This is a genomic window from Streptomyces sp. NPDC101165 (assembly GCF_044768135.1).
Classification (GTDB): Bacteria; Actinomycetota; Actinomycetes; order Streptomycetales; family Streptomycetaceae; genus Streptomyces.
On sequence record NZ_JBIWPG010000025.1, the window covers coordinates 119,873 to 143,353 of the forward strand.

The window sequence follows — 23,481 nt, forward strand, 5'->3', positions numbered from 1 at the left end:
TGTGCTCCCCTCAACCGTCATCTGCATCCGGGGCGTTCAGGCGGATCATCGCTCGTGGCCGGGCAAGCCCGGTAGTGGGTGGACGGTGCCCGTGGACCGGTACCGTGATCCCCGCCGCCCGGGGATGCAACCGATGCCTCTCTCGTCAGGACGGGATTGTGCCGCGCAGACTTCGGAAGAAGGCACGGATGTCGCCGACGAGCAGGTCGGGCTCCTCCATCGCTGCGAAGTGGCCCCCTCGATCGAACTCCGTCCAGCGGACGATGTTGTCGGTGCGTTCGGCGATGTGGCGCAGGACGATGAAGTTCTCCTGCGGGAAGGAGGCGAACGCGGTGGGGGTCTTGGAGGGCTCGGGCTGCTGTCCCCAGTAGGACGCGTGGGCGCGCTCGTAGTAGATCCGCCCGGAGGAGCCGGCGGTCCCGGTCAGCCAGTACAGCATCACGTTGGTCAGGAGATGGTCTCGATCCACGGCATCCTCCGGCAGGCCGGAGGAATCGGTCCACTCCTTGAACTTCTCGATGATCCACGCAAGCTGGCCGACGGGGGAGTCGGTGAGTGCGTACGCGAGGGTCTGTGGACGCGTGGACTGGATGTCGGCGTAGCCCTGCTTCTCGCGGCTCCATGCCTGCATCCGCTCCCAGGAGGCCCGTGTGCGTTCCTGCTCCACGGGGCTGAGGGCGGCGAGTTCCTCCTCGGTCGGCTCGGCCGTCGCCCCTGCGCCGGGAATCATGTTGAGGTGGACCCCGATGACCTGGTCGGGGCAGATACGGCCCAGTTCGCGGGAGATTGCTGATCCCCAGTCGCCGCCCTGGGCCCCGTAACGGTGGTGTCCCAGGCGTTGCATCAACTCGGCGAACGCAGCCGCGACACGGCGGTACTCCCAGCCCGATGCGCGGGTGGGGCCGGAGAACCCGAAGCCGGGGATGCTCGGAAGAACCAGGTGGAAGGCATCGGCAGGGTCGGCGCCGTGCGCACGGGGGTCGGTGAGAGGGCCGGCGATCCGCTCGAACTCGACGATGGAACCGGGCCAACCGTGCGTGATGATCAGAGGCGTGGCATCCGGTTCCGGGGAGCGGATGTGAGCGAAGTGGATGTCCGCGCCGTCGATCGTGGTCATGAACTGCGGCCACTGGTTCAGGCGGGCCTCCGTCGCTCGCCAGTCGTACTCGTGCCGCCAGTAGTGCGCAAGCTCCCGCAGGTAGTCACGCGGAACGCCGTAGGCCCAGCCGACGTCCGGCAGTTCGTCCGGCCAGCGGGTGCGGTCAAGGCGGTTCCGCAAGTCCTCCAGGTCGCTCTCCGGGATCGCTATGCGGAAGGGGCGGATCGTCTCGTTCTGTGATGCCGTCATATCGGCGCAGCTTAGGTTCCTGTGCGATTCAAGATCGGCAATTTAACGGGGCAAGGCGCGGCATGCGGCGGAGATCGCGATGAGTTCACGGTGGACACAGCGGATGCCTCCGCCCTCCTCAGCGGCGGATCAGGCCCGTCCGTTTGACCGTCGCCAGGAGTGGGGTGGTGTCGATGGCGGTGACCCCGTCCAGGGGGCCGACGGAGTCGGTGAGGAACATGTACAGAGCGCCGAGGTCGGCGGCGGCGAGCGCGACGACCAGGTTGGCGGGGCCGGTGGTGGCGGCGCAGAACCGGACGTGAGGGTGGGCGCTGAGGGTCTGCGCGGTCTCCTGCAGTGCGCCGGGCCGCACGGCGATCCACAGCAGGGCTTCGGCGTGAGCGCCGAGCAGTGCGAGGTCGAGTTCGGTGGCCGGGCGGATGACCTGGCCGCGCACGAGTGCGTCGAGGCGCCTGCGGGCGGTGAGGGCGGTGGTGTCGGCGCGGCGGGCGAGGTCCGTGTAGGTGGCCCGGCCGTCCTCGGTCAGCGCAGTGATCAGCGCGGAGTCGATGTCGGCGGCCGCGGGCGGCGCGGTGGGCGGGGTGGGCTCGGGGGTGAGCTGGGCCAGTTCGTCGGGTGAGAGGAGACCGGCGGTCCAGCGGAACGCGGTGGGGAAGACCCGCAGCAGGGTGTGGGAGGTCCAGGTGCCGACCGCTTCGGTGGCGGGCAGGTCGCGCAGCAGCAGTGTGTTGCGGGCTTCGGGGCCGGCGAGGAAGAAGATCGTGGAGATCTCGTCGCCGCCGCCGAGGATGTCGACCCAGACGGTGTCGCTGCGGCGGGCCAGCGCGTGGGCGACCTGAAGGATCTTGTTGGGGCGGCAGCGGATACGCAGGGCGATGGGGATCACGTGCGGGAAGCACGCCGGGTTGCGCACGACCGTCGCACGCAGGGTGCCGTCTGCGTACAGGGGTGCGACGTGGCGTACGACGGTGCGCTCGGACAGGCCCAGGCAGCGGGCCACCTCGCGCCAGGAGGCCCGCGGCGAGGCCAGCAGGGCGGCCGCGATCCGACGGTCCGTTTCGTCGAGCGACTGGCGCATGTTCTGCATGGTATGACGCAACCGTGACACGTTTCCTGTGCTGCGAGCCGCTGAATGTACGCGCATCGGCTGACGGGCCATACAACGTTCTGTGTCAGCGGACGGGGTGAACAAGCGGAACGGTTCACCAGCGGCCCCCTGACCCGCTCCAGACGACCACGTCGAGATGGTGATGGGAGAAGACGATGACTGATCGAGCAGCCGATCTGCAACGCGCACACGCCCGTTCGTACAGGTCGACGTGTTTTCCACCAGCCCCTATCGCGGCAACCCGGTCGCAGTCGTCCTCGACGGGACGAATCCGGGGCGCGCACGAGCAGTTCCCCGGGTTTGAGTTCAGGCTGGCCGGTGACGTGGACGGCAACCATCACATCGCCCGCTTCGGCTGGGAGTTGGTGTCCACCGCCGACGGCTCTGCGCCGGTCGCCGGTTCCGACGTGGTCACCCTGGACGAGGACGGCCGGATCACCTCCGTCCTCGCCTTCCTCGACCGGATCCCTCAGGCATGAGACTTCGCCTGGCAACGACCACCAGGACATCGGCCAGCGACTGTCGCTGATCACGGTTGGTGTTGTGCGAGGTGGCGTTGGAGGTCGAGGTGGCGGAACTGGTAGACGGCGCCTGCCTGTCGTAGCACGCCGCGTCGCTCCTGGGCGTCGGCCAGGAAACTCATGAAGCGCCAGGGCACACGCCCCGCTGCCGCCAGTGTGATGCGCGCCAGTTGGAACTGCATCCACACCGACCGGGCGAGGGCGAGCATGAGGCCGACCGTGAGTCCGGCGGCGAGCCCGTACGCGAGCCCTGGTGCGAGCTCACTCGACGAGTAGTCGGGCGGGTACCCGAACGCGATTTCAAGCACGGTGACGAGCCCGAACGCGAGCGCGCCCACGATCCCGACCGCGAGCGTGATGGCCGAAAAGGTGCGCCGATCCCGGGCCAGGACCACGCCTGGTCCCACTGCCTTGTCCAGGTAGGGGTGTACCGACCGGAGCCCGCCCATGAGCGCGAACGGGAACCCGCCTGCGAGTGCGGCCACGAGTCCGTACTGGAGCGCATTTTTGACGTCAACCTCGACGGTGAGCCAGGATTTCCCTCTCCAGCTCCAGCGGATCCCTGAACTTGGGTTTCTGTCTCGTGCGGACGCAGTGATGAAGGCCGCCATCACTGCACACGGGAGCCCGACTCCGAGCCCGACCCCGAGGCTGGTCGAGATGAGTCCACGATTCGACGAGGTCCGCGTCGGCCGCCTCCCCTGCGACCGGCAGCGGGCAGGGGTCGTTCAGGCGGCGTAGCCGGGCCTCGGCCTCCCACTGCTGGCGTACCGCCTGGGCGAGCTGGTCGGCCATGTCCAACCGGGACGGGCGGGCACCGGCCCGGTCTTGCCGGAGCGGATCACGGCGACGACTGCGGCGGGCAGCGCGAGCAGGGCAGTGAACGCGGAGACCACGGTGCCCAGATGGTCGACCTTTTGGCCGCGTGCGATGTACCGGGTGAGAAAGACGCCAACCAGGACGACATAGAGCAGTCCGACCTGCTTCGGTACAGGTCTCACATAGCGATCATGCAGGACCTTGGGCGACGTTCCCGGGATTTGAGCTCGCTGACGCCGCCGGACCGACGGCGGCCAGATCCTGCGCGGGTACCGGATCCACCCGACCAGGTCCACTCCCTCGATGAACTCCCATGCAATATGCGCATAGCACATGAGTGATACGCGATAGAGTCATCGCCATGGGCATGAGCCTTGATGAGCGGGTACGTTCCACTGTCGCTGCACTCCTGCACGCGACCGGCGAGTCGCAGACCGATCTAGCCGCCGCACTGGGAGTGAGCCAGGCCCAGGTGAGCCGCCGTCAGTCCGGCACCGCCGTATGGAGCCTGGCCGACTGCGACGCGGTCGCCGCGCACTACGGCATCGACGTCCTCGAACTCCTGGCAGGACCCACCCGTGCCACGGAGTCACTGCCCGAGGAACGCCGTCGCGTTCCCGGCCGCCACGCCCAGACCGCACGCCCCGCGGCCGTACCGGACGGGGGAGTCCGATGACGGACTTCGAAGCGATCGATGCCCTGCTCGCGGGGGCCAGGAAAGAGGTCCCGCTGCCTCCCGCCGAGGAGCGGCGCGCCCTGCGCGAAGGACTGAGCCTTTCGCGTGCCCAGCTCGCGCAGGTCTTGAACGTCAGCCCGTCCACGGTCGGGGGCTGGGAGGCCGGGCGGGATCCGAGCGGTGAAGTGCGGGAGAAGTACGCGTACTTCCTCGACGGAGCGCGGACCAAGCTGGCTGCCGCTACGGCCGAGGAGGCCCCCGCCGAGGAACCGGCGGACGCCGCCCCGGCGGAAGCTGAGCAGGCGGCCGATCCCGACGACGTCGAGGCCCTGTACACGCCGCAGCCCTGTGTGCTGTGCGGGCAGCCCGCCTCCCACCAGGTCGCGGGATTTCCGCAGCACCTGGACCCCGCCGACTGCGGCACGGCCGGGCACATGCAGACGGCCGGGCACACCCGGACGCCCGAGCCCGCGCAGCCGGAGAGCCCCGCTCCGCAGAGCGAACCCCGTCGGCCGGCGTCCTCCGACAGCGCCGGCCAGGCGGCGCGGGGAGTGAAGGTCGTACCCGTCGGGCGTCGTCTGAAGACCGCCGACACCCCAGGCCTGATCGGCTCGGCCGTCGCGGCCGCCCTCGCCCAGCACTCCGGCGACGTCGAAGCGGCAACCGCGGCACTGGTGAAGCGAGCCATCCCGGACGCGATGGTGCTGCTGGACGAGAGCCGCAAGGGCGGCCGGTACGACGTCGTCGCCCACCCGTGGCTGCCCGACATCCTGCGCAAGCAGACCTCCCGGGGCGCCGACCAGATCTGGGAGGCCCGGCCCAAGTGGGCACGGGCAGAATTGCCGCCCGGCAAGCACGAGGTGACCGCGCTCGATGTCAACGGCGCCTACCTGTCCGCGCTCAAGACCCACCTGCCGCTCGGCCAACTGGAGCACTCCACCGGCAACCATCACGACCGCCGCCGCGCCGGCGTCCACCTGATCACTCCGCCCACCTGGGAGCACGACGCCTGCCTGCCCCATCCGATCGGCAGCCGGGACGAGCCGGGCCCGCTGTGGGTGACCGAGCCGACCCTGCGGCTGCTGCTGCGGCTCTCCGGCCCGAAGTACGGGCTGTGCGACCCGCCCGAGATCCACGAGTCCTGGACCTCCGGGGCGACGGAGATCCTGCTGGACAAGTTCCGCGTCGCACTGAAGGACGCCCGGGAGCGCGCGATCGCCGAGGACGACGAGGTCACGCTGGAGTACGTGAAGGCCATGTACTCGAAGTTCGTCTCCACGATGGGGGAGTCGAACTACAACCGGGAGCTGTACCGCACCGACTGGATGCACATGATCCGCTCGCAGGCATTCGTGAACCTGTGGTGGAAGGCGCACAGGGCGTACGACGAGGGCCTGATGGTCGTCCGGGCGATGGGCACCGACGAGCTGCACGTGATCGGTGACTGGCGCGCGGTGTTCCCCGAGGGACGCGGCGTCACCGAGGTGAAGGTCAAGGACGTCTACACCGTCGGTTCCCCCGCCACGACGGGCTAGAGGCTTGCGTTCGGATCGCATGACCGGGTTGAAACGGCTCGGCCATGGTCGACCGGGCGGTCTCCTTCGGGTCGACGTCCATGATCCAGGACCAGCCGCTTTTCTCCGGAGCAAGCCGGGAAGAACGCGGCGGCCATGGCCTGTATCCGCCGCGATCACCGGCACCGCCGTGCCCCTGCGCCGCGGGCAGCACCCGGAGGCGACACTCGTCTGTCAGCGGCCGACGATCAGAGAGATCCCGTAGGTGGCGACCGCCAGGCACGCGCAGAAGCACAACACCGCCACCGCGGCGCCGATCGGCCGGTTGGCACGGCGCGTCTGTTCCTCGCCGGTGTCGCCGGGCCAGGCGGCGATGCCGAGAGAGAACAGCACGACCGTGAGCAGCGTGATACCGAGGCTCGCACCGAAGACTCCGCCGAAGGCACTCCAGTCGATGTCCATCCGTCGCCTCCCTCTGACTGTGGACCGGACGGCCGCCCCCGCTCACGCGGCGGGGTTCTCCGCGTGCCGGCGCAGCGGAGCGGGCAGGTCATTGACGTTGTCGGCGGTCACGGGGCGGCGGCGCGACAAGGCCCAGAACCCGGCTGCCGAGCCGACGGCCGCGGCCGCCACCAGGGCCACACCGAGAGTGCCGTGATCTGCGATCCAGGCTGCGGCGCCGCCGACGGCCGCTGCTGCCGGCAGCGTCAGCGCCCACGACAGGGCGATGCGCCCGGCTACGCCCCACCGCACCTGCGCCAGTCTGCGCCCCAGCCCCGCGCCCAGGATGCTTCCGGTGCACACCTGCGTGGTCGACAGAGGAAAGCCCATGTGGGAGGACGCGAGAATCACGGCTGTGGCGCTGGTCTCGGCCGCGAAGCCCTGGGGCGCCTCGATGTCGGTGAGGCTCTTGCCCATGGTGCGGATGATCCGCCAGCCACCCGCGTACGTGCCGAGGGCGATCGCCAGACCGGCGGTGAGCACCACCCACCAGGGCGGCCCGGAGCCGTGGGGCAGTAGCCCGGCGGAGATGAGAGCGAGAGTGATGACGCCCATGGTCTTCTGCGCGTCGTTGGTGCCGTGCGCCAGTGCGACCAGCGACGCCGAACCGACCTGCCCCCTGCGGAATCCGCTCCGCGCCTGATCAGGCGCCGTCCGCCCGGTGATGACGTACGCGAGGAAGGTCGCCAGCACGGCCACGACGCCGGCGACGATCGGCGAGAGGACGGCAGGGATCACGATCTTCTCCACGAGCACCCCGAACTGCACGGCGGATCCGCCGGCACCGACCCACACGGCACCGATCAGCCCCCCGAACAGAGCGTGCGACGAACTCGACGGCAACCCGGCGAGCCAGGTCATCAGGTTCCAGAGGAGTGCGCCGACGAGACCCGCGAAGATCATGACCAGGGACACCTTCGAGTCGTCCACGATGCCGCCGGAGATGGTCTTCGCCACGGCCGTGGACAGGAAGGCGCCCCCCAGATTGAGCACACCCGCGACCGCGACCGCGACGCGAGGTCTCAGAGCACCGGTGGCCACGGACGTCGCCATCGAATTGGCGGTGTCGTGGAACCCGTTGGTGAAGTCGAAAGCCAGAGCTGTCAGAACGACGACGATGAGAAGGAACGAGACGGTACCCACTGGGAAACCTCACGAGGGAGGGCCGGACCTCGCGCCTGCCGTGCGTGCCCGCCCGGACGCGCCTTGCCTTCCACGCTAAGCGGCGTTTCCGGAGCCCGCGACCTCGGGGACCGCGCACGGTGACAGGATCCACCGTATGGATCTTGCCGCCGCGTTTGCAGACCTTCACCGGGTTGCTTGGCCGGAACTCGGCCATGCCCATGGTCCGGCCGATGATGTGCCCGGTTTGCTGCGTGCGGCGACGGGCGCGGACGAGGAGGCTGCGGCAGAGGCGGAGGAGGAACTGTGGAGCAGCCTCGTGCACCAGGGCACGCCGTACGAGGCCACGGTGGCGGCCGCCCCCTTTCTGGCATGCTTCGCGGCGGCGGGAGTGCGTCGCGCGAACCTGCTCGGCATGCTGGGCGCCGTCGCTGAGAGTGCGGACGAACACAGCCTGGACCAGCCGGGTGCGGCGCGCGCGGCGGCCGTCGCACAACTGCCGCTGATGCTGGTCATTCACAACGACTCGGAGTTTCGCGTCGTCGCCCGGCGTGTGCTGGCGGACCTGGCGCGCTGAACGGCTGCCGACACCTGCATCGGCGCCATGAGCGCAAGGCCGGACTCTCCCTTGCCTTCGTCTGCATCGCCGGTGCCCTCATCTCGTACCGGCGTGAGACCGACCGGCGAGGGTCACAGTGCACCACGGGTCGTCGGTGAAGTCCCGTTCGGGCAGACGGCCTTGTCGGGTGACGCGCCGACGCATATCGTTCCGATGTATCAACTTGATATATCGGTGCGGCACTTGCGGTCGCCCGGTCAACACGGGGAGCAGCGATGAGATCGATCGACTACGACTCGGAGCAGCATCAGGACTATGCGCGCGGCCGCGCGCTGACCCAGCAGCAACTCCACGTATGGATGAGCGCTTTTGAGGCGGCGCTGCCCGAACGGCGTACGCTGGCGGGGCTGGACGTCGGCTCAGGGACCGGCAGGTTCACCCCCGCGCTGGCGCGAGCGTTCGGGCCGGTCATCGGCGTCGAGCCATCGGTTCGTATGCGCGAGGTCGCGCAGACACAGTCCCAGCATCCCGGTGTGCGGTATCTCCCAGGCACCGCCGAGGAGATACCCGTGCCGTCCGACAGCGCCGACTACGCCCTCATGGGCTGGTCCTGGCACCACGTCCAGGACAAGCCCCGGGCAGCCCGGGAGCTGGCCAGGGTGGTCAGGACCGGCGGACGGCTGCTCCTGCGCACGAACTTCAGCGACCACCATCCCCGGCCGTGGTGGCTGGAGTACTTCCCCCGCGGTTACGAGGCGGACGCCTCGATATTTCAGCCCCTGCACGAAGTCATCGAGACCTTCACGTCGGTCGGCTGGCGCGTGGCCAGCTTCGGCACGGTCACCGAGCCGTCCTCGGGCACCCGCGGCGCCATGCTCGAACGGCTGCGCCTGCGCACCCTCTCCTTCTTCGCGCAGCTCAGTCCCGACGAGCTGGAGGCCGGCTTCCTCCGACTGGAGCAGGCTGTCGCCGAAGATCCCGACGCCCCGGCGCCTGTGTTTGCTGAGCCGCTGCTCACGCTCGAACTGAGCTGATGCGGCTCTTCGTCAGCGCGCTGGGCCAGTGCCGGTAAAGGCCGGAGGCAGGCCCTGGCTGTCACAGGCAAGGTGGTCTCCAGTCGTGGAGTCGACGCAGACGCTGATCTGAAAGGGACGCCCGATGTCCGCCCTACCCTGCCTTCAGGAGCTGCTTCTCCAGCAGCGTGAAGGACTTGGGCGTCCCGCTCGGCTGCGGCTTGCCCTCCTTCAGGCCCACGGGACGGTAACCGGCGTTCCGGTAGTAGGCGTTGAGCTGCGTATTACCGGCCAAGCAGTCTAGGCGCACACATGTCCGTCCCACCGCAGCCACTCGGTGTTCCGCGGCGCTCAGCAGCAGCCTCCCCGTGCCGGGCGCGGCGACACCCCTGTCCACCATGAGGCGGTGCACGTATCCGGCCACGGGCGGCTGCGGGCCCCAGGCGTCTTCGTCCTCCCACCACAGCTCCCAGGCGCCGACGATGCGCCCGCCGGCCTCTGCGAGCCAGATCTCGCCGTGTGCCATGACCCGGCGGAAGTGATCCTCGTCCAACTCTCCCGGCAGCCACTGCCCGGTGATACCGCGGGCGAGCATCCAGCGTGCCGCCACGTCGCGAAGGAGGACCAGGGCAGCCAAGTCGCCCTCGGATGCAGAGCGGACACGTAGATCATTCACCCAGGGATCTTCGCACGTTCGTCCGACCACGGCCGCTGCCGGTTCTGCGGTAGGTCGCAACTGGTGATCGATAGACGCTCCGCAGGACTTGTCGGGTGGCCAAGTGACCGTGCTCAGCACACCCGCGCTCCGCGACGCGCCCAGGCCGTGGTCCTCGCCTACGAGACGGGCCTTGTCGCTCCCGGCGGCGTCGCCGGCTGACACCGCTTCGACGGCGCTGGGGCTTCCAGCAGCGATGATCCGTACGGTCAATCGAGATGATCGCTCGATCGTGAGTTCTTCCGCTCTCGCATCCAGTCCGGCGCGATGCTCGGAGAAGCGGCGCGTGACCGGCGCCGTCCGGACGTGCTGTGGGTGGGGGAAGTGCATGACGCGAGAAACGGAATCGGGACGGCGCAGGGGCCTGGACGAGCAGGCGGTGCTGCTCGCCGCCGGGCTGGCCGATCTGGCGGTGAGCACGCTGGACTCGGCCGTGGGAACGGTGCGGAGCCTGCTGCGCCGCTCGGACGCCACGGAGTTGGCGGCGCAGGCGGAGCAGGACCTCATGGCACGTGGGCGCCTGGTGCTGGACCGGTACGCGACTGTACCCCCGGCCCACCTGGAGATCCTTGCCCGGCACGCCCTGGCTCGTCGAGCGGGGGACGATGTCTGACCGGTGGGAGCCGGCGGCGTTCAAGAACCGCGTCGACGGGGTGTTGCACCGGTTCGTCGCCGAGGAGGCCGACCAGTTCGCCGCGGTCGATCCGCTGCTGGGCCCGGTGGCAGATCAGCTCGAGGCTGCGGTCGCCGACGGCAAACGGCTGCGGGCAGCGTTCTGCTACTGGGGCTGGCGCGCGGTGGGGCAGCCGGACAGTGACGCGCTGGTGCGGGCGGCGGCGTCCATGGAGCTGGTGCATGCCGCAGCGGTCGTGCACGACGACCTGATCGACGAGAGCCCGCTGCGGCACGGTCGCCCCACCGCACACGTCGCCCTGCGTGGTGCCGTACGGCGCCGTCCGCACGCCGATGCCGCCGCACGGTCGCTGGCGATGCTGGTGGGAGACCTGCTGACAGCACTGGCCGGACAACTGTTCGCCACCAGCGGTCTGCCGGCCGCCTACCTCGCTCGGGCCCGCCCGTTGTGGGCGGTGATGGCCCGGGAACTGATCGCGGGGGAGTGCCTCGAAATCCTGCGCACCGGAGTCGGCCCGGACACCGAGGCGTCCCTGAAGGTGATTCGGTACAAGACCGCCAAGTACACCGTCGAGCAACCCCTGCTGATCGGCGGCGCCCTGGCCGGGGCCGGTCAGCGGCTGCGCGAGGGCTACTCCGCGTACGGGCTGCCGCTGGGCGAGGCGTTCCAGCTGCGCGATGACCTGCTCGGCCTGTTCGGCGACCCGGAACGCACCGGCAAGTCCGCCGCCGACGATGTGCGCGGACACCGGCCCACCGCACTGCTGGCAGAGACCTGGCGCCTCGCCGGCGACAACGACCGTGAACGGCTGCGCACCCAGCTGGGCTGCCCCGGCCTGGACGCGACTGCTCTGGACACGGTCCGCGAGGTGATGCGCCGGCTGAAGGCACCCGACCGCATCGAGGCCCTGATCAGCGCACGGGTCGAGGAGGCACTGGACGCTCTGCACGAGCTGGACGTGCCGGCGCACGCCGCCGGCGCGCTGACCTCACTGGCGCAGTCGGCGACGAACCGCCTGTCCTGACCCTCGCACCGCCGCCGCACAGCCCCCAGCCGACCGCGACCCGAGCCGGCCCCAGCCCCTGCCGCCGCTCGCGGACGACCCCGCGAAAGACAAGGAGCCCCCTCATGACCTACACCGAAGCATCGATGGACGCCCTGCGGAACGGCGGTGACGAACTCGCCGACGCCACCGTCGCCGCGCTCTTCGAACGGGGCGAGGTGGGCACTTTCAACACCCTGATGCGCTACGTCTCCACGGCAGGCGCTCCCCTCCCGGACGGGTTGCCCGACGTGGCCCGGGACTACCTCGAGGCCACTCGTGTCCCGCCGACCTGGGTGGACTGGGCCGAAATGGAGAAGGCTCGGCTGTTCTTCATCGACAACAACGTGCACATCTCCACCGCCCTGTCCTTCGCCTCCATGCCCGCCTGCTACGTCGTCCCGCACGTGGCGAAGCTGCTGTCCGCCACCCACGGGCTGAAATACCCGTCCAAGCGGATGGCGGAGACAGGCCAGTTCACCGTCTACCTGATGCAGCCCGACGCCTTCGAAGCCGGCAGCCGCTTCATCCCCGCCGCACAGAAGGTCCGCCTCCTGCACGCCTCCATCCGCCACCACCTCAAGCGCGAGAACCGGTGGGACACCGACGTACTCGGCACGCCGATCAACCAGGAGGACATGATCGGCGGGCAGATGTTCTTCTCCATGCTCGTGCTGGACAGCCTGCACCGCCTCGGCATCCACATGTCACAGGAAGGCGCGGAAGCCTACTACTACGCCTGGCGCGTCGTCGGCGCCATGCTCGGCGTCGACCAGGACGCCGTCCCCAAGACCCTCGACGACGCCCGCCACTTCCTCGACCGGTACATGATCCGGCACATGGGCCCCTCCGAGGAGGGCGCCCATCTGACCCGCCAGCTCATCGACCTCTACGAAGAGGTGGTACCCGGCACCTTCTTCGACCCGATCGTCTCCGCCCTGATCCGCTACCTCGTCGGCGACACCTGCGCCGACTGGCTCCGCGTACCGAACACACCGTGGGACACGGTCGTCAAGGCCGTACCCCACCTCCTCGGCGTCCTGGAGACCATCGAGGACCGCTCCCCGTTCGGCGCCTGGGCCCTGGACCGTCTCGGCCACCTCACCAGCGTGTTCGAACTGTCCACCCTCACCCGCGGACGCGTCATGCACTACGCCATCCCCGAACGGCTCAAGAGTGACTACGGCATCTCCAGCGCGACGCCCCGCACCCACCGGTGGACCCCACCGGCCGTCACAGTCTCTTGATCATCACGCCGCTCGCGTGCCTATGCGAGCAGGGGCGGGACTGCCGGCGAGCCCGGACCGCACGGGCAGAAGCGAACGCGCCGGCGGGAGCGCACGCGGCCAACTGACGCACTCAGCTCCGCCGTGGGCCCGGCACCCCACGCGGCGCCGGGCCTCCCGCATCGTACGAGGCGTTCACGCGCCGTTCACCGCACAACCATCGACCGTTCCTGCTTGTCTCGCAGTCGAATCTCACCCGCGTGCGCTCGCGCCTCGCCGCCGCTCGCGCTTCAAGGAGGAACCGTGGGCATCCGCAGACCGGCCGTCACCACCGCCGCAGCCGCCGCGCTGATCGGGGCGTTCACCGTGCCGCTCGCCGGGGACACGGCCTTCGCCGAGGAGCGCGCCACCACCGTGCGCGAGGACTTCAACGGCGACGGCTACCAGGACGTCGCCGTCGCCGCCCCCGCCGCCACGGTGGGCGGCCATTCCTGGGCGGGCTACGTCGCGATCAGCTACGGCTCGACGAACGGCCTCGGCCCGGCACGTACCACGATCATCACCCAGGACACCCCGGGCGTGCCCGGCACCTCCGGCGACAACCACGGCTTCGGCTACGAGCTGATCCCCCGCGATCTGGACGGCGACGGCCTGACCGACCTGGCCGTGGTGACGAACGAGCACCAGCCGGCGAACAACATCAGCGGTTCCGTGATCATCCTCTGGGGCAGCGGAACGGGCATCTCCGGCACGGGCGCGGTCCGCGTCCCCGCACCTGCGAACGCGTTCGTCGGCGAGGACATCACCGCCGGGGACTTCGACGGCGACGGACACACGGACCTGTTCATGCGCAACGCCGAGGACTTCGACTTCCGCGCAGTGCTCTACGGCCCGTTCGGCCGGACCGGGTCACCAGTGCGCGAGCAGCAACTGACCGCGTTCAGCACCGACAACACGATCTGCTCCACCGCGGCAGGCGACTTCAACGGCGACGGCATCGACGACCTCGCCACCTTCTACGTCTACGAGGACCACGCCGAGGGCGGCAAGCTGTGGCTCGGCACACGACAGGGTCTGTCCACCGTCCCGCAACGGCTGCCCTCCGCGAACACCACCGCCGTCGGCGACTTCGACAAGGACGGCTACGCCGACCTCGCCACCAGAGTCTTCCCGAACGGCGAGACCTATCTGGAGGACGACCCGGGCACGATCAAGATCTACTACGGCTCGGCGGCCGGCCCCAGCACGACCCGTACGAAGACGATCACGCAGGAGACCGCAGGCGTGCCCGGCGTGAGTGAGAAGGGCGACCAGTTCGGGGCCCGGCTGAGCGCGGGCGATGTGAACGGCGACGGATACGCGGACTTGGCCGTGGGCGACCCGGGCGAGGCGATCGGCTCGGTGGCGAAGGCCGGCTCGGTGGTGCTGCTCAAGGGTGGTAGGGGTGGGCTCACCGGCACGGGTGCGCAGGCATTCCACCAGAACACACCGGGTGTGCCGGGGAGCGTGGAGAAGGGCGACCTGTTCGGCGGCGCGGTACGGCTGCTGGACGTGACGGGGGACGGGAAGGCGGACCTGGCCGTGGGCGCGCCGGGGGAGGACCTGGGCAGGATTGCGAACGGCGGCGCGGTGTGGCTGCTGCGCGGCACGACTTCCGGTCTGACGGCTTCGAAGGCCTTCGCGGAGAACCCGGTGGATCTGGGGGCGCCGCCGGCAGGAGCGCAGTTCGGAAGGAACCTGGGTGGGGACAACGGGCCGGGGCTGGTGATTCCGTAGGTCCGGTCGTTCCGCAGGTCCTCCGGTTACCTGGGCCGCTTCCTCCAGTGGTCGAACACCAGCAGTTGGGGCGCGGCGGGATGCCGGACCACGTACGCGGCGACGCGGCTTCTGGGTCCGGCCGTCCCGGCATTGTCTGTCACTGGCACCTAGGGCGCTTCTTTCGAGTCACGTTGGTCCATGGCGACGTACCGACCGATGCCTTCGGGGGTGGGTGCGGCCGCGGGCAGGGGTGCTGCGCCTTCGGGGCGCAGTCCGTGCAGGTAGACCGCCACGTGCCGAACGGCGAGAGCTGCGCTCACTTCACCAGGTAGGTGCGGCATGGGGCGACAGGCCATGGCAGCCGCGGTGATCAGGTCCTCTGCGGTGACGTCATCGCGCACGACGCCGGCGGCCTGACCGGCCGCAAGGAGTTCCTCGACGTTGTTGCGGATGGCGAATTGGAGTTCCTGTACCCGCTGATCATGTACGACCGGTCCGCCGATCAGTGGGAGCACAAGGCGTTCCCGTTGTTCCACCACACGCCGGAACAGCCTGTCCAGCGCCACCGCCGGATCGGCCGACTCCAGACGTGCCGCCTCTACTGCCGCCAAGCAGATTTCGAAGCCGTCGATGATGACCTGCCGGATCAGTGCGTCGCGGTCAGGGAACCGGCGATACAGGGTGCCTGCACCCACGCCGGCGCGGCGCGCGATGTCGTCAAGGGCCACCGCGGTTCCCTGCTCTCGAAACAGTTCGCGAGCGGCGGCGAGGATTCTCTCGCGGTTGCGCTGGGCGTCGGCGCGCAGGGGCGGCTCAGTGGTCATGCGGCGATCGTAAGCGGCTTCAAGTAACCGGAGATTTTTCTCCGGTTCGGGCGTATGGTGAGAGGTGCCAATCGGCATCCTGAGGTCGACAGGGAGGGATCACTCATGTCCGCAGACCGTTTTGTCCTGCTGCAGCCCGGAGAGACCCGGCACACGCGGGTCCCGCTGCCGCCCGGCTTCGGCGTCAAGGTCGCCACCACTGACAGCGAAGGCCGACTCGCCGTCCTGGAGAACCGCTTGGACGTTGATATCCCGTCCCATGTGCACGAGTTGATGGACGAGTGCGTCTACGTGCTGGAAGGGGAGATGGAGATCGACTTCCAGGGGACGACCTACCGGCTGACGCCCGGCATGTGCGCGCTACTGCCTCACGGAGTCCCGCACGCCATGCGCAACGCATCCCAGCCCCCGGCGCGAGTCCTGCAGATCTCCACACCGGGCGGCTGGGACCAGTTCATGGAGGATCTCTTCGGGGCCGGACCCGCCGTGAGGAATGCCAGCGGTGCAATGGACCTGGAGAAGGTCAACGTGATCGGCGAAAAGTACGGCATGCGCTACACCCGGGGCACGATGGCCTTGGACTAGGCAGCTTCACCTGGATCGACGTGCGGACCAGAGGGAGATGCCAAGGCGCCCTCACCTTGAGGCCCTCGGTGTAGTCGGCGGCGATCTGGCGCCGCAGCCATGCCCGCACGCTCTCGCGGGACGGGTCGAACGAGGCCAGCGAGAGCAGCACCGGTATCGGATCGTTCGGGCCACGGTCGCGTAGCAAGGCGAGGGTGAGGAGCACCGTGAGGGTGGTTTTGCCTGATCCGGCTGGTCCCAGGGCGACCAGGCGTCGGCGCGGCAGGCTGCGGAAGGCGGCCACCAGCTCTTGCGGCGCGTCGGCCCGGCAGGTGACCGGGTCGCCGATCAATTGCCGGTGATTGCCTGCACCGCCTGGGCCAAGGCCTACGCGAAGCTCACCAGAAACCCGCCCGTAGTCAGCTTGGACGTCTCAGCAGGCAGCAGGGCACCCTCGTCGACGCTCTCGCCGAGCACGCCCGCACGCTGGCAACCGAGGCCGGACATCCCATCGGAGAGGCCGCGCAGCGCAAGGTCGATCAGACCCTGCATGCGGCTCTGGCGAGTCCGACGGCAGCGAAGAAATGGGCTGCCGGCAGGCTTGTCAAGGCCCTCGCCCCACCCGTCGGCTTTGCCGCAGAAGATCACGACCAGGCGCAGGCGAGATCGAGCGGACCGAAGCCGCACTGCGTGAACTCGAAGAACGCGCGACCGAACTGGCCCAGCAACTCCACGCCACGGTGGAGCTACGACGCCGGATGCGAAACGAACTCGACAACGCCCGCAACCGAGCCGCCCGGACAGATCGCGCTGCACACGAGGCACGCCGTACCGCTGAGGCTGCGCGAGCCCGTGCCAAGCACTAGAGAGCTTTCCTGGCCCAGGTCCCGGCGTGGTGCGGGACCGTCCCTTCAATGCCCGCGCACAGGGCGAGCGAGTGGCGGTGCCGATTCAAAACGGAGGGCAGCGTGCCAACGGGCGGTGCAATTCTGTTGGACCTACCGCCGGGCTTCAGAAATCCTGACGCTGCATTTTCGCACCTCAGCGTCCGGTATTCTTGACGAACCGAGAGCAGCGAGCGCTTGAAGCTTCGTCAATTACGAGCAGGCTGAGGGGACGAGGTGCCGGAGAGGAATATCGAGTTCGGCAAGTACGGTGCTCGCGGCATCAGGGGACATGAGGCCGTGGCTCGCCAGCTCGATGCGCTCGCCGGCTTCATCGCCACCCCGATCACGGCACGGCGTGGCCTGCTCGCGCGCCTGCACTACCTCACTCGCACCGAGCACGCCCGCCGGGCGGCCCGTGAGGTCGGACTGGCCGTCACCGATCGCACGCTCAAGGCGTGGCTGGACGGCAGGCGCAGCCCGTCCAAGAAGAACCTCGAGCGCATCGAGACGGCCTATCGAACGGTGCGCCGGCGCAACGTCGCCCGCTACCTGCTCACGCGCCTCAACCGTGAAGGCCGTGGAACCCGTGTCGAGTTCCACCCGCTCAACCAGTCCCAGGTCGACCGGCCCCGCCAGCGTGTGGTGACCTACCGCACGCTCAACGTCCGTCACTGGGACCGCATCGTCGAGGCGTGGACCAACGATGACGAAGGGGCCCTGGACGACGCCTGGATCAGCGACGCGGTGGTGGACCTCGGCTCCGAGTGGGGCCAGTACGAGTACGTCACCAACATCGGCTTCGCCGCCTGATTCCTGCGTTCGGCGGCTTTCGCACGCCTCCCTCCCACGGTGGACTGCAAAGGCCCGCACCCGGCGGGCGTGCCGTGAAGGAGGGCCTGAGCGTGGCTTTCGCCGACTACCAGGACGAGATCTACCTGGACGGGCTGCGGGGCGTGGTGCCGGGGCTGCCCATGACATGCGACGAACTGCAGCCTCTGGCGGAGGCGGCGATGCCGCCCGCGGTGCGCTCCTACGTGGCCGGAGGGGCGGGCAACGAGTTCACCCAGCGGGCCAACGTCAGCGCGTTCGAGCAGTGGGGCCTTGTCCCACGCATGATGGTCAGCCCCACCCAGCGCGACCTGTCCGTCGACCTCTTCGGGATGCGGCTGCCCACGCCGTTGTTCATGGCCCCGGTCGGCGTGGTCGGTCTGTGTGCCCAGGACGGCCACGGTGACCTCGCCACGGCCCGCGCCGCCGCCCGCACCGGCGTCCCGATGATCGCCTCCACCCTGACCGTAGATCCGATGGAGCAGGTCGCGGCCGAGTTCGGCGACACCCCGGGCTTCTTCCAGCTCTACACCCCCACCGACCGAGAGCTGGCCGAGAGCCTGGTCCACCGGGCCGAGGCCGCGGGCTTCCAGGCCATCGTGGTCACCCTCGACACCTGGATCACCGGCTGGCGGCCCCGTGACCTGGCCGCGAGCAACTTCCCACAGCTGCGCGGCCACTGCCTGGCCAACTACACCAGCGACCCGGTCTTCCGCTCCCGGCTCGCGAAAGCGCCGGAAGACGACCCGGCCGCGGCGGTGATGCACTGGGCGACGACCTTCGGCAACCCCCTCACCTGGGACGACCTGCCCTGGCTGCGGTCCGTCACCGGCCTCCCGCTGATCCTCAAGGGCATCTGCCACCCCGACGACGTCCGTCGTGCCAAGGACGGCGGCGTCGACGGCATCTACTGCTCCAACCACGGCGGCCGGCAGGCCAACGGCGGCCTTCCCGCGCTCAATGCTCTGCCGGAGGTGGTCGAGGCCGCCGAGGGCCTGCCCGTTCTGTTCGACTCCGGCGTCCGCACCGGAGCGGACGTCGTCAAGGCCCTCGCCCTGGGCGCCGCCGCCGTGGGCATCGGCCGCCCCTACCTCTACGGACTGACACTGGCCGGCACCGACGGCGTCGTCCACGTCCTGCGTTCCCTCCTGGCCGAGGCCGACCTGCTCATGGCCGTCGACGGCTACCCCACCCTCGCCGACCTCACCCCCGACACCCTCCGCCGCCTCACCTGATACGCCGCCGGCGTCTGCACCTTCGCGTACCCGCACACCGAAGGCTCGCCTCGATCAGGGACGTCCTCGGTCAACTGACATCGGCGGAGGAAGTTCTGCGGCCGCCCACCAGGTCGGGGCGCATGTCACGGCGGCGAGCACCAGGTCGTCCTTGGTGACCGACGGACTGCGGAGCCAGGCCTTGATCGCTCCGGCGAAGCCGTTGGCGAGGAACTGGGCCATCACCTGGTGGTCGGCGCCGGGGATGCCGGTGGCACGGGCGAGGTGGGTGCGGGCGTAGTCGTCGAAGTGGCGCACCAGCGCGTCGTAGACGCCGCGGTCCGCCGGGTCGTCGAGGGCGTGTCGGTAGACGCCTGCGAACCGCTCCACGTGATCGACCACCTGCGCAACGGCCAACCGCAGCAGCTCCGGGCCCGGGTATCCAGCGGCGCGGCGCTGGTCCTCCAGCCGGTGGCCGGTCTCCAGGTCTGCGTAGAGCGCCTCGACCAGCGGATCGAGGGGGGTGCTGTAACGGTTGTAGAAGGTCGCCCGGGTGACCCCGGCGTGCTCGGCCAGCTCGGCGACGGTGATCCGGGAAGCCGGTCGCTGCGAGGCGAGCTCCACCACGGCCCGCTGCAAGGCAGCGACCGTCCGAGTCACGCGGGGATCGGTCCTTTGGCTCGCAGAACTCACAGAGAGCCCTCCGTCCCCTTCGGCCCGGTTGCGGGACATCCGCGACCAATGGTCTTATACATATGTAAAACAGTTTACGACGGGAGTCGACATGTCCTCCCAGACCGCCCTCTCACCCCAGGAAGCCGCCGACCAGCTGGCCATCCGCTCGCTGATCGACGCCTACGCGCACTGCGCGGACCGCAGGGACGCCAAGGGACAGATGTCCCTGTTCACCGAGGACAGCCGCTTCCTGGTCTACATGGACGCCACCGCCGCCCGACCAACTCAAGAACTGCACGGACGCGACGCCCTCGCGCCGGTGTTCGACAACCTCAACACCTACAAGGCCACTACTCACTTCAACGGCCAGAGCACCGTGTTCCTCGACGGGGACCGGGCCAGCGGCGAGACCTACTGCCTGGCGCACCACATCTCGTTCGGCACGGATGCCGAACGCACGGTCATGATCGCGTCCATCCGCTATCTCGATCAGTTCGTCAAGCAGCACGGCGACTGGTTCTTCGCCGAGCGCCGACTGCTGGTCGACTGGACCGAGACCCGCCTCTGCGCCCCCTGAGACCGAGGAAAACGAGCGTCCGGCGCGCTGCCGCTCTTCCGCTGACTCGGTGTCAAGAAGGCGGCCCGGTAGACAGCCGCTTGAGAGCACCGCGGATACCGATCGCCACCCGCGTCGAATCCCGAGCGGGTGGCACCGGGCCCCTCTCCTGGCTCCAAGGGAACGGGGTAGCTGCTCAGATCGCCGGACTGCCGAACCAGTGGCCGGCGACCCGCTCGAACGCTTCACGATCAAAGGCGCTGTCGCCTGCCCAGGCGACGATGCCGTCAGGTCGGACAAGCACGGCACCAAGTCCGAGGTCGTCGCGGGCCGGCCCGGCTATGTAGCGGATCCGCTCGTCCCAGCCCTTCACCGAGTCGTGCAGACGGCGGTCGGTGGTGAGATCGAGGGCGACGCCTCGTCCTTCCTGCATCAGGTCGCCCAGGCGGGTGCCGTCCTGAAGACGAAGTTCCGGGGCGTTGCGGCCGACGAGCGGCTGCTCGTTGCCGAGGTCGTAGCGGACCGACGATCCGGACAACTTCTCGAACACGTAGGTCGTTCCGTCACGGGTCCCGATCAGGTCGCGAATCAGCGCTTGAACCGCCTGGCCGTGCTGGTTCGGCTGCATGGTCGCCACTTGGGCGCGTGTCCAGTCGAGCACCCAGGCGCCGATCGGATGACGCTCACGGGTGTAGGTGTCGAGAAGCCCCTCCGGCGCATCCCCGCGCACGGTCGCCGCGAGCTTCCAGCCCAGGTTCAGGGCGTCGCCGATGCCGACGTTGAGGCCCTGCCCTCCAAGGGGAGAGTGAATGTGGGCGGCGTCGCCCGCGAGCAGGACGCGTCCCTGCCGGTACGTCGTCGTCTGCATCGCCCGATCGGTATAGGTCGAGGCGAGATGGACATCGCTCAGCGTCACATCGGTGCCGGACACGCGGCGCAGAACCGCCTCGAGGTGTTCGCGACTCGGCGACTGCGAGCGATCGAACGCGCCCGCGTCGAACTCCATCATGGCGACATGTCCTTGCATGGGCATCTGCAGGTACACGCCCGTCGGCGTCAGATTGAACCCAGGGCGCAGCTTCTCGGGATCAGCGACGGTGGCGAGCATGGTGTAGCCGGTGAACTGCGGCTCGGTGCCGACGAAGTCGAAGCCCGCGAGCCTGCGGACCGCGCTGCGTCCGCCATCGCAGCCGACGAGCCAGCGCGCCGCGTACTCGTGCTCGCCGGCGTGCGCGACCACGTTCTCCTCGTTCCGCGTGACGCCTGAGACCCTGACACCGCGCCTGATCTCCACGCCCAGCTTGGCTGCCCGCTCGGACAGCACCTGCTCGACCGCGTCGAGGTGTGTCAGCACGCCCTCCGTTGCCGGGCTGGGAAGCCGGAACGGCAGGGCGGCGACGTCGACGTCGGCCGGATCGAGCACCATGCCGGCGAAGTGGCCCACCTGACGAGGGGGCGCCGGCTCGTCCGACGCGTCGGGATAGTCGTCGACGCCCGACGCCGACAGCAACTGCTCCAGCATCCCGCGGCGGTAGAACGTCTCGACCGATGCGGCGGACAGGCCCCGCAGCCCGAGAGGGAGCGCCCGCCGCGGGGAGTGGAGCCCCGGCTCCTGCTCAAGCACCAGGACGGAGCAGTTTGCGAGGCCAAGCTCGCAGGCCAGGAACAGGCCAACCGGGCCAGCGCCCACGATCACTACGTCATGCATGAAGATCACCTTCCTGAAACGGATGTATCGGTCGAGTGGGGAACCGCCGGAATCTCTTGAAGTTGCCAAACCTCACCGATGAGCAGCCGACAGCGGTGCGGGCCTTGAGCGGCTCACTGGCCCTGCTCGAACATGGTGATCAGGCGGTGGGGTGCGTCGTCGCCGAAGAGGAGGTCGTCGAGCTGGGCGCCTTCGGCGGCGGCTGCGGCGCTGCGGGGGAACATGGCCTGCTCGTATTCGGTCAGCGCCGCCTCGATGTCGTCGGGGTGTGCGGCGAGGGCCTTGCCGAGTTCGGCACCGTCGAGCATGGCCAGGTTGGCGCCTTCGCCGTTCGGGGCCGCGAGGTGGGCGGCGTCGCCGAGCAGGGTCACCCCGGGCACCCGGTCCCAGCGGTGCCCGGTCGGCAGAGCGTAGAGGGGGCGCAGGACCGGCGCGATGTCGCCGTCGGTGATCAGCGCGGTGAGCCCCGGCGCCCAGCCGTCGAACTCCTGCGCGATCCGCGCGGTGGCCACGGCGGCATCGGCGAAATCGATGGCGGCGAACCAGTCCTGCGGCTCGGACAGCCCCACGTAGGCGTGCAGAGTGGCGTCCCGTTCCCGGTGAGCGAAGATCTCCCTGCTCGGCGTGGGTGCAATCATCGACCCGCCGCCGACCGTTTGTGCGGCGACTGGGTGCCGGATGTCGGCGTCGAACAGGTAGGTCTCGACGACCGACTTGCCGATGTACCCGGGTGTGGCGGTGGAGAGCAGCGGCCGGACCCGGGACCACGCGCCGTCCGCGCCGACCAGCAGGCTGGTGACGACGGTGCTGCCGTCGGCGAACGTCACCTCGTGGCGCCCCTGGCTGAGGCTACGGGTGCTGCTGACCTTGTGCCCCCACTGGACGGTGCCGACCGGGAGTGAGTCGAGCAGGATCTGTCGCAGCTCGCCGCGTTGCACCTCGGGCCGTCCCCCCGTGCCGTCGTCAGCTTTGTCGAACAGGACGGTCCCGTCCGGGGCGAGGACCCGCATTGCCTGGCGGCCCTCCAGGATCAGGCCACGGAACGCGTCCATCAAGTCTGCTGCTTCGAGGGCGAGTTGTCCGTTGTAGTCGTGGATGTCGAGCATGCCGCCCTGCGAACGCGCAGCTGGGGAGGGCTCCGCCTCGTAGACCGTGGCCGGTATTCCGTAGACGTGCAGGACGCGGGCGAGCGTGAGACCGCCGAGTCCGGCGCCGATTATCGTGACGTCATTGTTCATGGTGACTCCTTGCCTGTCGGACGCCTGCCGGACGGGCACCCGGCAGGATCTGATGGAAAGGTGCCGGACCCCGCCGACAAGCCGCCGACATCGGACCGACAGGCCTCCGATACGTGCGGGCCAGGTCATCACCCCGAACCGGCGCAGGACTTGGGCGGCTCGACCTCATGGGGCCGCTACAGGCCGTCATCCCGGTGCGCGGTCAGCTGGCCGCCCTGCGAATCCGCGGCGATCGGAAGGGGAGTTGACCCGCCGTTCCTGCCCGTGTCGTTCTGTGCGCGCAAGCGGCCGGACGACCGCAGAGTCAGTCCTCTGGGCGATCGAGGATGCGGCACGGCAGCCGATGAGGAACTGGCATCGCGCGGCTTGGCCTGAGAGGGGATCGCCGGAGTCGTCCGGTGGTGAGGGGTGCGACGAGAGCGCGGCCATGG

General features: G+C 69.3%; 24 protein-coding genes and 1 pseudogene. 13 read left to right on the plus strand and 12 right to left on the minus strand.

Features of this window, described 5'->3' with window-relative positions:
• Nucleotides 1–145: 145 nt before the first annotated feature.
• Nucleotides 146–1,348 carry an epoxide hydrolase family protein gene (locus ACIRVH_RS39210; protein WP_403964121.1) on the minus strand — a complete coding sequence of 401 codons (1,203 nt, stop codon included), beginning with the start codon at nt 1,346–1,348 and terminating at the stop codon, nt 146–148.
• A 118-nt stretch (nt 1,349–1,466) separates the two neighbouring features.
• The gene (locus ACIRVH_RS39215) at nt 1,467–2,435 is read right to left on the minus strand and encodes an Lrp/AsnC family transcriptional regulator (RefSeq protein ID WP_403964123.1); all 969 of its coding nucleotides are present in this window, start codon (nt 2,433–2,435) and stop codon (nt 1,467–1,469) included.
• 290 nt (nt 2,436–2,725) lie between these two features.
• On the opposite strand from ACIRVH_RS39215, the pseudogene ACIRVH_RS39220 reads away from it, so the two are divergent.
• Nucleotides 2,726–2,935 (plus strand): annotated as a pseudogene (locus tag ACIRVH_RS39220) (nuclear transport factor 2 family protein); the annotation flags it as partial.
• A 50-nt stretch (nt 2,936–2,985) separates the two neighbouring features.
• On the opposite strand, the gene ACIRVH_RS39225 reads toward ACIRVH_RS39220, so the two are convergent.
• Nucleotides 2,986–3,462, minus strand: coding sequence for a hypothetical protein (locus tag ACIRVH_RS39225; RefSeq protein ID WP_403964125.1), 477 nt, complete (start codon nt 3,460–3,462; stop codon nt 2,986–2,988).
• 243 nt (nt 3,463–3,705) lie between these two features.
• Nucleotides 3,706–3,978, minus strand: coding sequence for a hypothetical protein (locus tag ACIRVH_RS39230; RefSeq protein WP_403964127.1), 273 nt, complete (start codon nt 3,976–3,978; stop codon nt 3,706–3,708).
• A 179-nt stretch (nt 3,979–4,157) separates the two neighbouring features.
• On the opposite strand from ACIRVH_RS39230, the gene ACIRVH_RS39235 reads away from it, so the two are divergent.
• Nucleotides 4,158–4,472: a helix-turn-helix domain-containing protein gene (locus ACIRVH_RS39235; protein ID WP_403964129.1), complete on the plus strand. Its 315-nt coding sequence runs from the start codon at nt 4,158–4,160 to the stop codon at nt 4,470–4,472.
• Complete coding sequence (locus ACIRVH_RS39240; RefSeq protein WP_403964131.1) at nt 4,469–6,007, plus strand: helix-turn-helix domain-containing protein; 1,539 nt, start codon at nt 4,469–4,471, stop codon at nt 6,005–6,007. Before ACIRVH_RS39235 ends, ACIRVH_RS39240 begins: the two co-directional genes overlap by 4 nt.
• Nucleotides 6,008–6,220: 213 nt before the next feature.
• On the opposite strand, the gene ACIRVH_RS39245 is transcribed toward ACIRVH_RS39240, so the two are convergent.
• Together ACIRVH_RS39245 and ACIRVH_RS39250 are read right to left on the minus strand one after the other, a co-directional pair.
• Nucleotides 6,221–6,448 (minus strand): hypothetical protein, encoded by a 228-nt coding sequence (locus tag ACIRVH_RS39245; protein ID WP_403964133.1) that lies wholly within the window; start codon nt 6,446–6,448, stop codon nt 6,221–6,223.
• A 42-nt stretch (nt 6,449–6,490) separates the two neighbouring features.
• Nucleotides 6,491–7,630: an anion permease gene (locus ACIRVH_RS39250; protein WP_403964135.1), complete on the minus strand. Its 1,140-nt coding sequence runs from the start codon at nt 7,628–7,630 to the stop codon at nt 6,491–6,493.
• Between the two features lie 136 nt (nt 7,631–7,766).
• Here ACIRVH_RS39250 and ACIRVH_RS39255 point away from each other — a divergent pair, with 136 nt between their 5' ends.
• Nucleotides 7,767–8,186, plus strand: a complete 420-nt coding sequence (locus ACIRVH_RS39255) for a hypothetical protein (RefSeq protein WP_403964137.1) — start codon at nt 7,767–7,769, stop codon at nt 8,184–8,186.
• Nucleotides 8,187–8,443: 257 nt separating this feature from the next.
• Nucleotides 8,444–9,202 (plus strand): class I SAM-dependent methyltransferase, encoded by a 759-nt coding sequence (locus ACIRVH_RS39260; protein ID WP_403964139.1) that lies wholly within the window; start codon nt 8,444–8,446, stop codon nt 9,200–9,202.
• Nucleotides 9,203–9,335: 133 nt separating this feature from the next.
• Here the strand turns inward: ACIRVH_RS39260 and ACIRVH_RS39265 are convergent, their stop codons facing one another.
• Nucleotides 9,336–9,857, minus strand: coding sequence for a GNAT family N-acetyltransferase (locus ACIRVH_RS39265; RefSeq protein WP_403964141.1), 522 nt, complete (start codon nt 9,855–9,857; stop codon nt 9,336–9,338).
• Between the two features lie 367 nt (nt 9,858–10,224).
• On the opposite strand from ACIRVH_RS39265, the gene ACIRVH_RS39270 reads away from it, so the two are divergent.
• The 4 genes from ACIRVH_RS39270 (at nt 10,225) to ACIRVH_RS39285 (ending at nt 14,574) form a co-directional block, all read left to right on the plus strand.
• Nucleotides 10,225–10,509: a polyprenyl synthetase gene (locus ACIRVH_RS39270; protein WP_403964143.1), complete on the plus strand. Its 285-nt coding sequence runs from the start codon at nt 10,225–10,227 to the stop codon at nt 10,507–10,509.
• Entirely contained in the window at nt 10,502–11,554 is a 1,053-nt protein-coding gene (locus ACIRVH_RS39275) for a polyprenyl synthetase family protein (RefSeq protein WP_403964144.1), read from the plus strand. Before ACIRVH_RS39270 ends, ACIRVH_RS39275 begins: the two co-directional genes overlap by 8 nt.
• A gap of 104 nt (nt 11,555–11,658) precedes the next feature.
• Nucleotides 11,659–12,819 carry an oxygenase MpaB family protein gene (locus ACIRVH_RS39280; RefSeq protein ID WP_403964146.1) on the plus strand — a complete coding sequence of 387 codons (1,161 nt, stop codon included), beginning with the start codon at nt 11,659–11,661 and terminating at the stop codon, nt 12,817–12,819.
• Between the two features lie 282 nt (nt 12,820–13,101).
• Complete coding sequence (locus tag ACIRVH_RS39285) at nt 13,102–14,574, plus strand: FG-GAP and VCBS repeat-containing protein (protein WP_403964148.1); 1,473 nt, start codon at nt 13,102–13,104, stop codon at nt 14,572–14,574.
• A 149-nt stretch (nt 14,575–14,723) separates the two neighbouring features.
• On the opposite strand, the gene ACIRVH_RS39290 is transcribed toward ACIRVH_RS39285, so the two are convergent.
• Nucleotides 14,724–15,380 (minus strand): TetR/AcrR family transcriptional regulator, encoded by a 657-nt coding sequence (locus ACIRVH_RS39290; protein ID WP_403964150.1) that lies wholly within the window; start codon nt 15,378–15,380, stop codon nt 14,724–14,726.
• A gap of 105 nt (nt 15,381–15,485) precedes the next feature.
• On the opposite strand from ACIRVH_RS39290, the gene ACIRVH_RS39295 reads away from it, so the two are divergent.
• Nucleotides 15,486–15,965: a cupin domain-containing protein gene (locus tag ACIRVH_RS39295; protein WP_403964152.1), complete on the plus strand. Its 480-nt coding sequence runs from the start codon at nt 15,486–15,488 to the stop codon at nt 15,963–15,965.
• A gap of 366 nt (nt 15,966–16,331) precedes the next feature.
• Here ACIRVH_RS39295 and ACIRVH_RS39300 read toward each other — a convergent pair whose 3' ends face one another.
• A complete protein-coding gene (locus ACIRVH_RS39300) occupies nt 16,332–16,496 on the minus strand; it encodes a hypothetical protein (RefSeq protein ID WP_403964154.1) in 165 nt (54 codons plus the stop codon).
• 569 nt (nt 16,497–17,065) lie between these two features.
• On the opposite strand from ACIRVH_RS39300, the gene ACIRVH_RS39305 reads away from it, so the two are divergent.
• Entirely contained in the window at nt 17,066–17,641 is a 576-nt protein-coding gene (locus tag ACIRVH_RS39305; protein ID WP_403964155.1) for a transcriptional regulator, read from the plus strand.
• A gap of 92 nt (nt 17,642–17,733) precedes the next feature.
• The gene (locus tag ACIRVH_RS39310) at nt 17,734–18,894 is read left to right on the plus strand and encodes an alpha-hydroxy-acid oxidizing protein (protein WP_403964157.1); all 1,161 of its coding nucleotides are present in this window, start codon (nt 17,734–17,736) and stop codon (nt 18,892–18,894) included.
• Nucleotides 18,895–18,948: 54 nt separating this feature from the next.
• On the opposite strand, the gene ACIRVH_RS39315 is transcribed toward ACIRVH_RS39310, so the two are convergent.
• Nucleotides 18,949–19,533 carry a TetR/AcrR family transcriptional regulator gene (locus ACIRVH_RS39315; RefSeq protein WP_403964159.1) on the minus strand — a complete coding sequence of 195 codons (585 nt, stop codon included), beginning with the start codon at nt 19,531–19,533 and terminating at the stop codon, nt 18,949–18,951.
• 124 nt (nt 19,534–19,657) lie between these two features.
• On the opposite strand from ACIRVH_RS39315, the gene ACIRVH_RS39320 reads away from it, so the two are divergent.
• Complete coding sequence (locus tag ACIRVH_RS39320) at nt 19,658–20,125, plus strand: nuclear transport factor 2 family protein (RefSeq protein WP_403964161.1); 468 nt, start codon at nt 19,658–19,660, stop codon at nt 20,123–20,125.
• A gap of 175 nt (nt 20,126–20,300) precedes the next feature.
• Here ACIRVH_RS39320 and ACIRVH_RS39325 read toward each other — a convergent pair whose 3' ends face one another.
• Complete coding sequence (locus tag ACIRVH_RS39325) at nt 20,301–21,812, minus strand: FAD-dependent monooxygenase (RefSeq protein WP_403964163.1); 1,512 nt, start codon at nt 21,810–21,812, stop codon at nt 20,301–20,303.
• Between the two features lie 113 nt (nt 21,813–21,925).
• Nucleotides 21,926–23,050 (minus strand): FAD-dependent oxidoreductase, encoded by a 1,125-nt coding sequence (locus ACIRVH_RS39330; RefSeq protein ID WP_403964165.1) that lies wholly within the window; start codon nt 23,048–23,050, stop codon nt 21,926–21,928.
• Between the last annotated feature and the right edge of the window lie 431 nt (nt 23,051–23,481).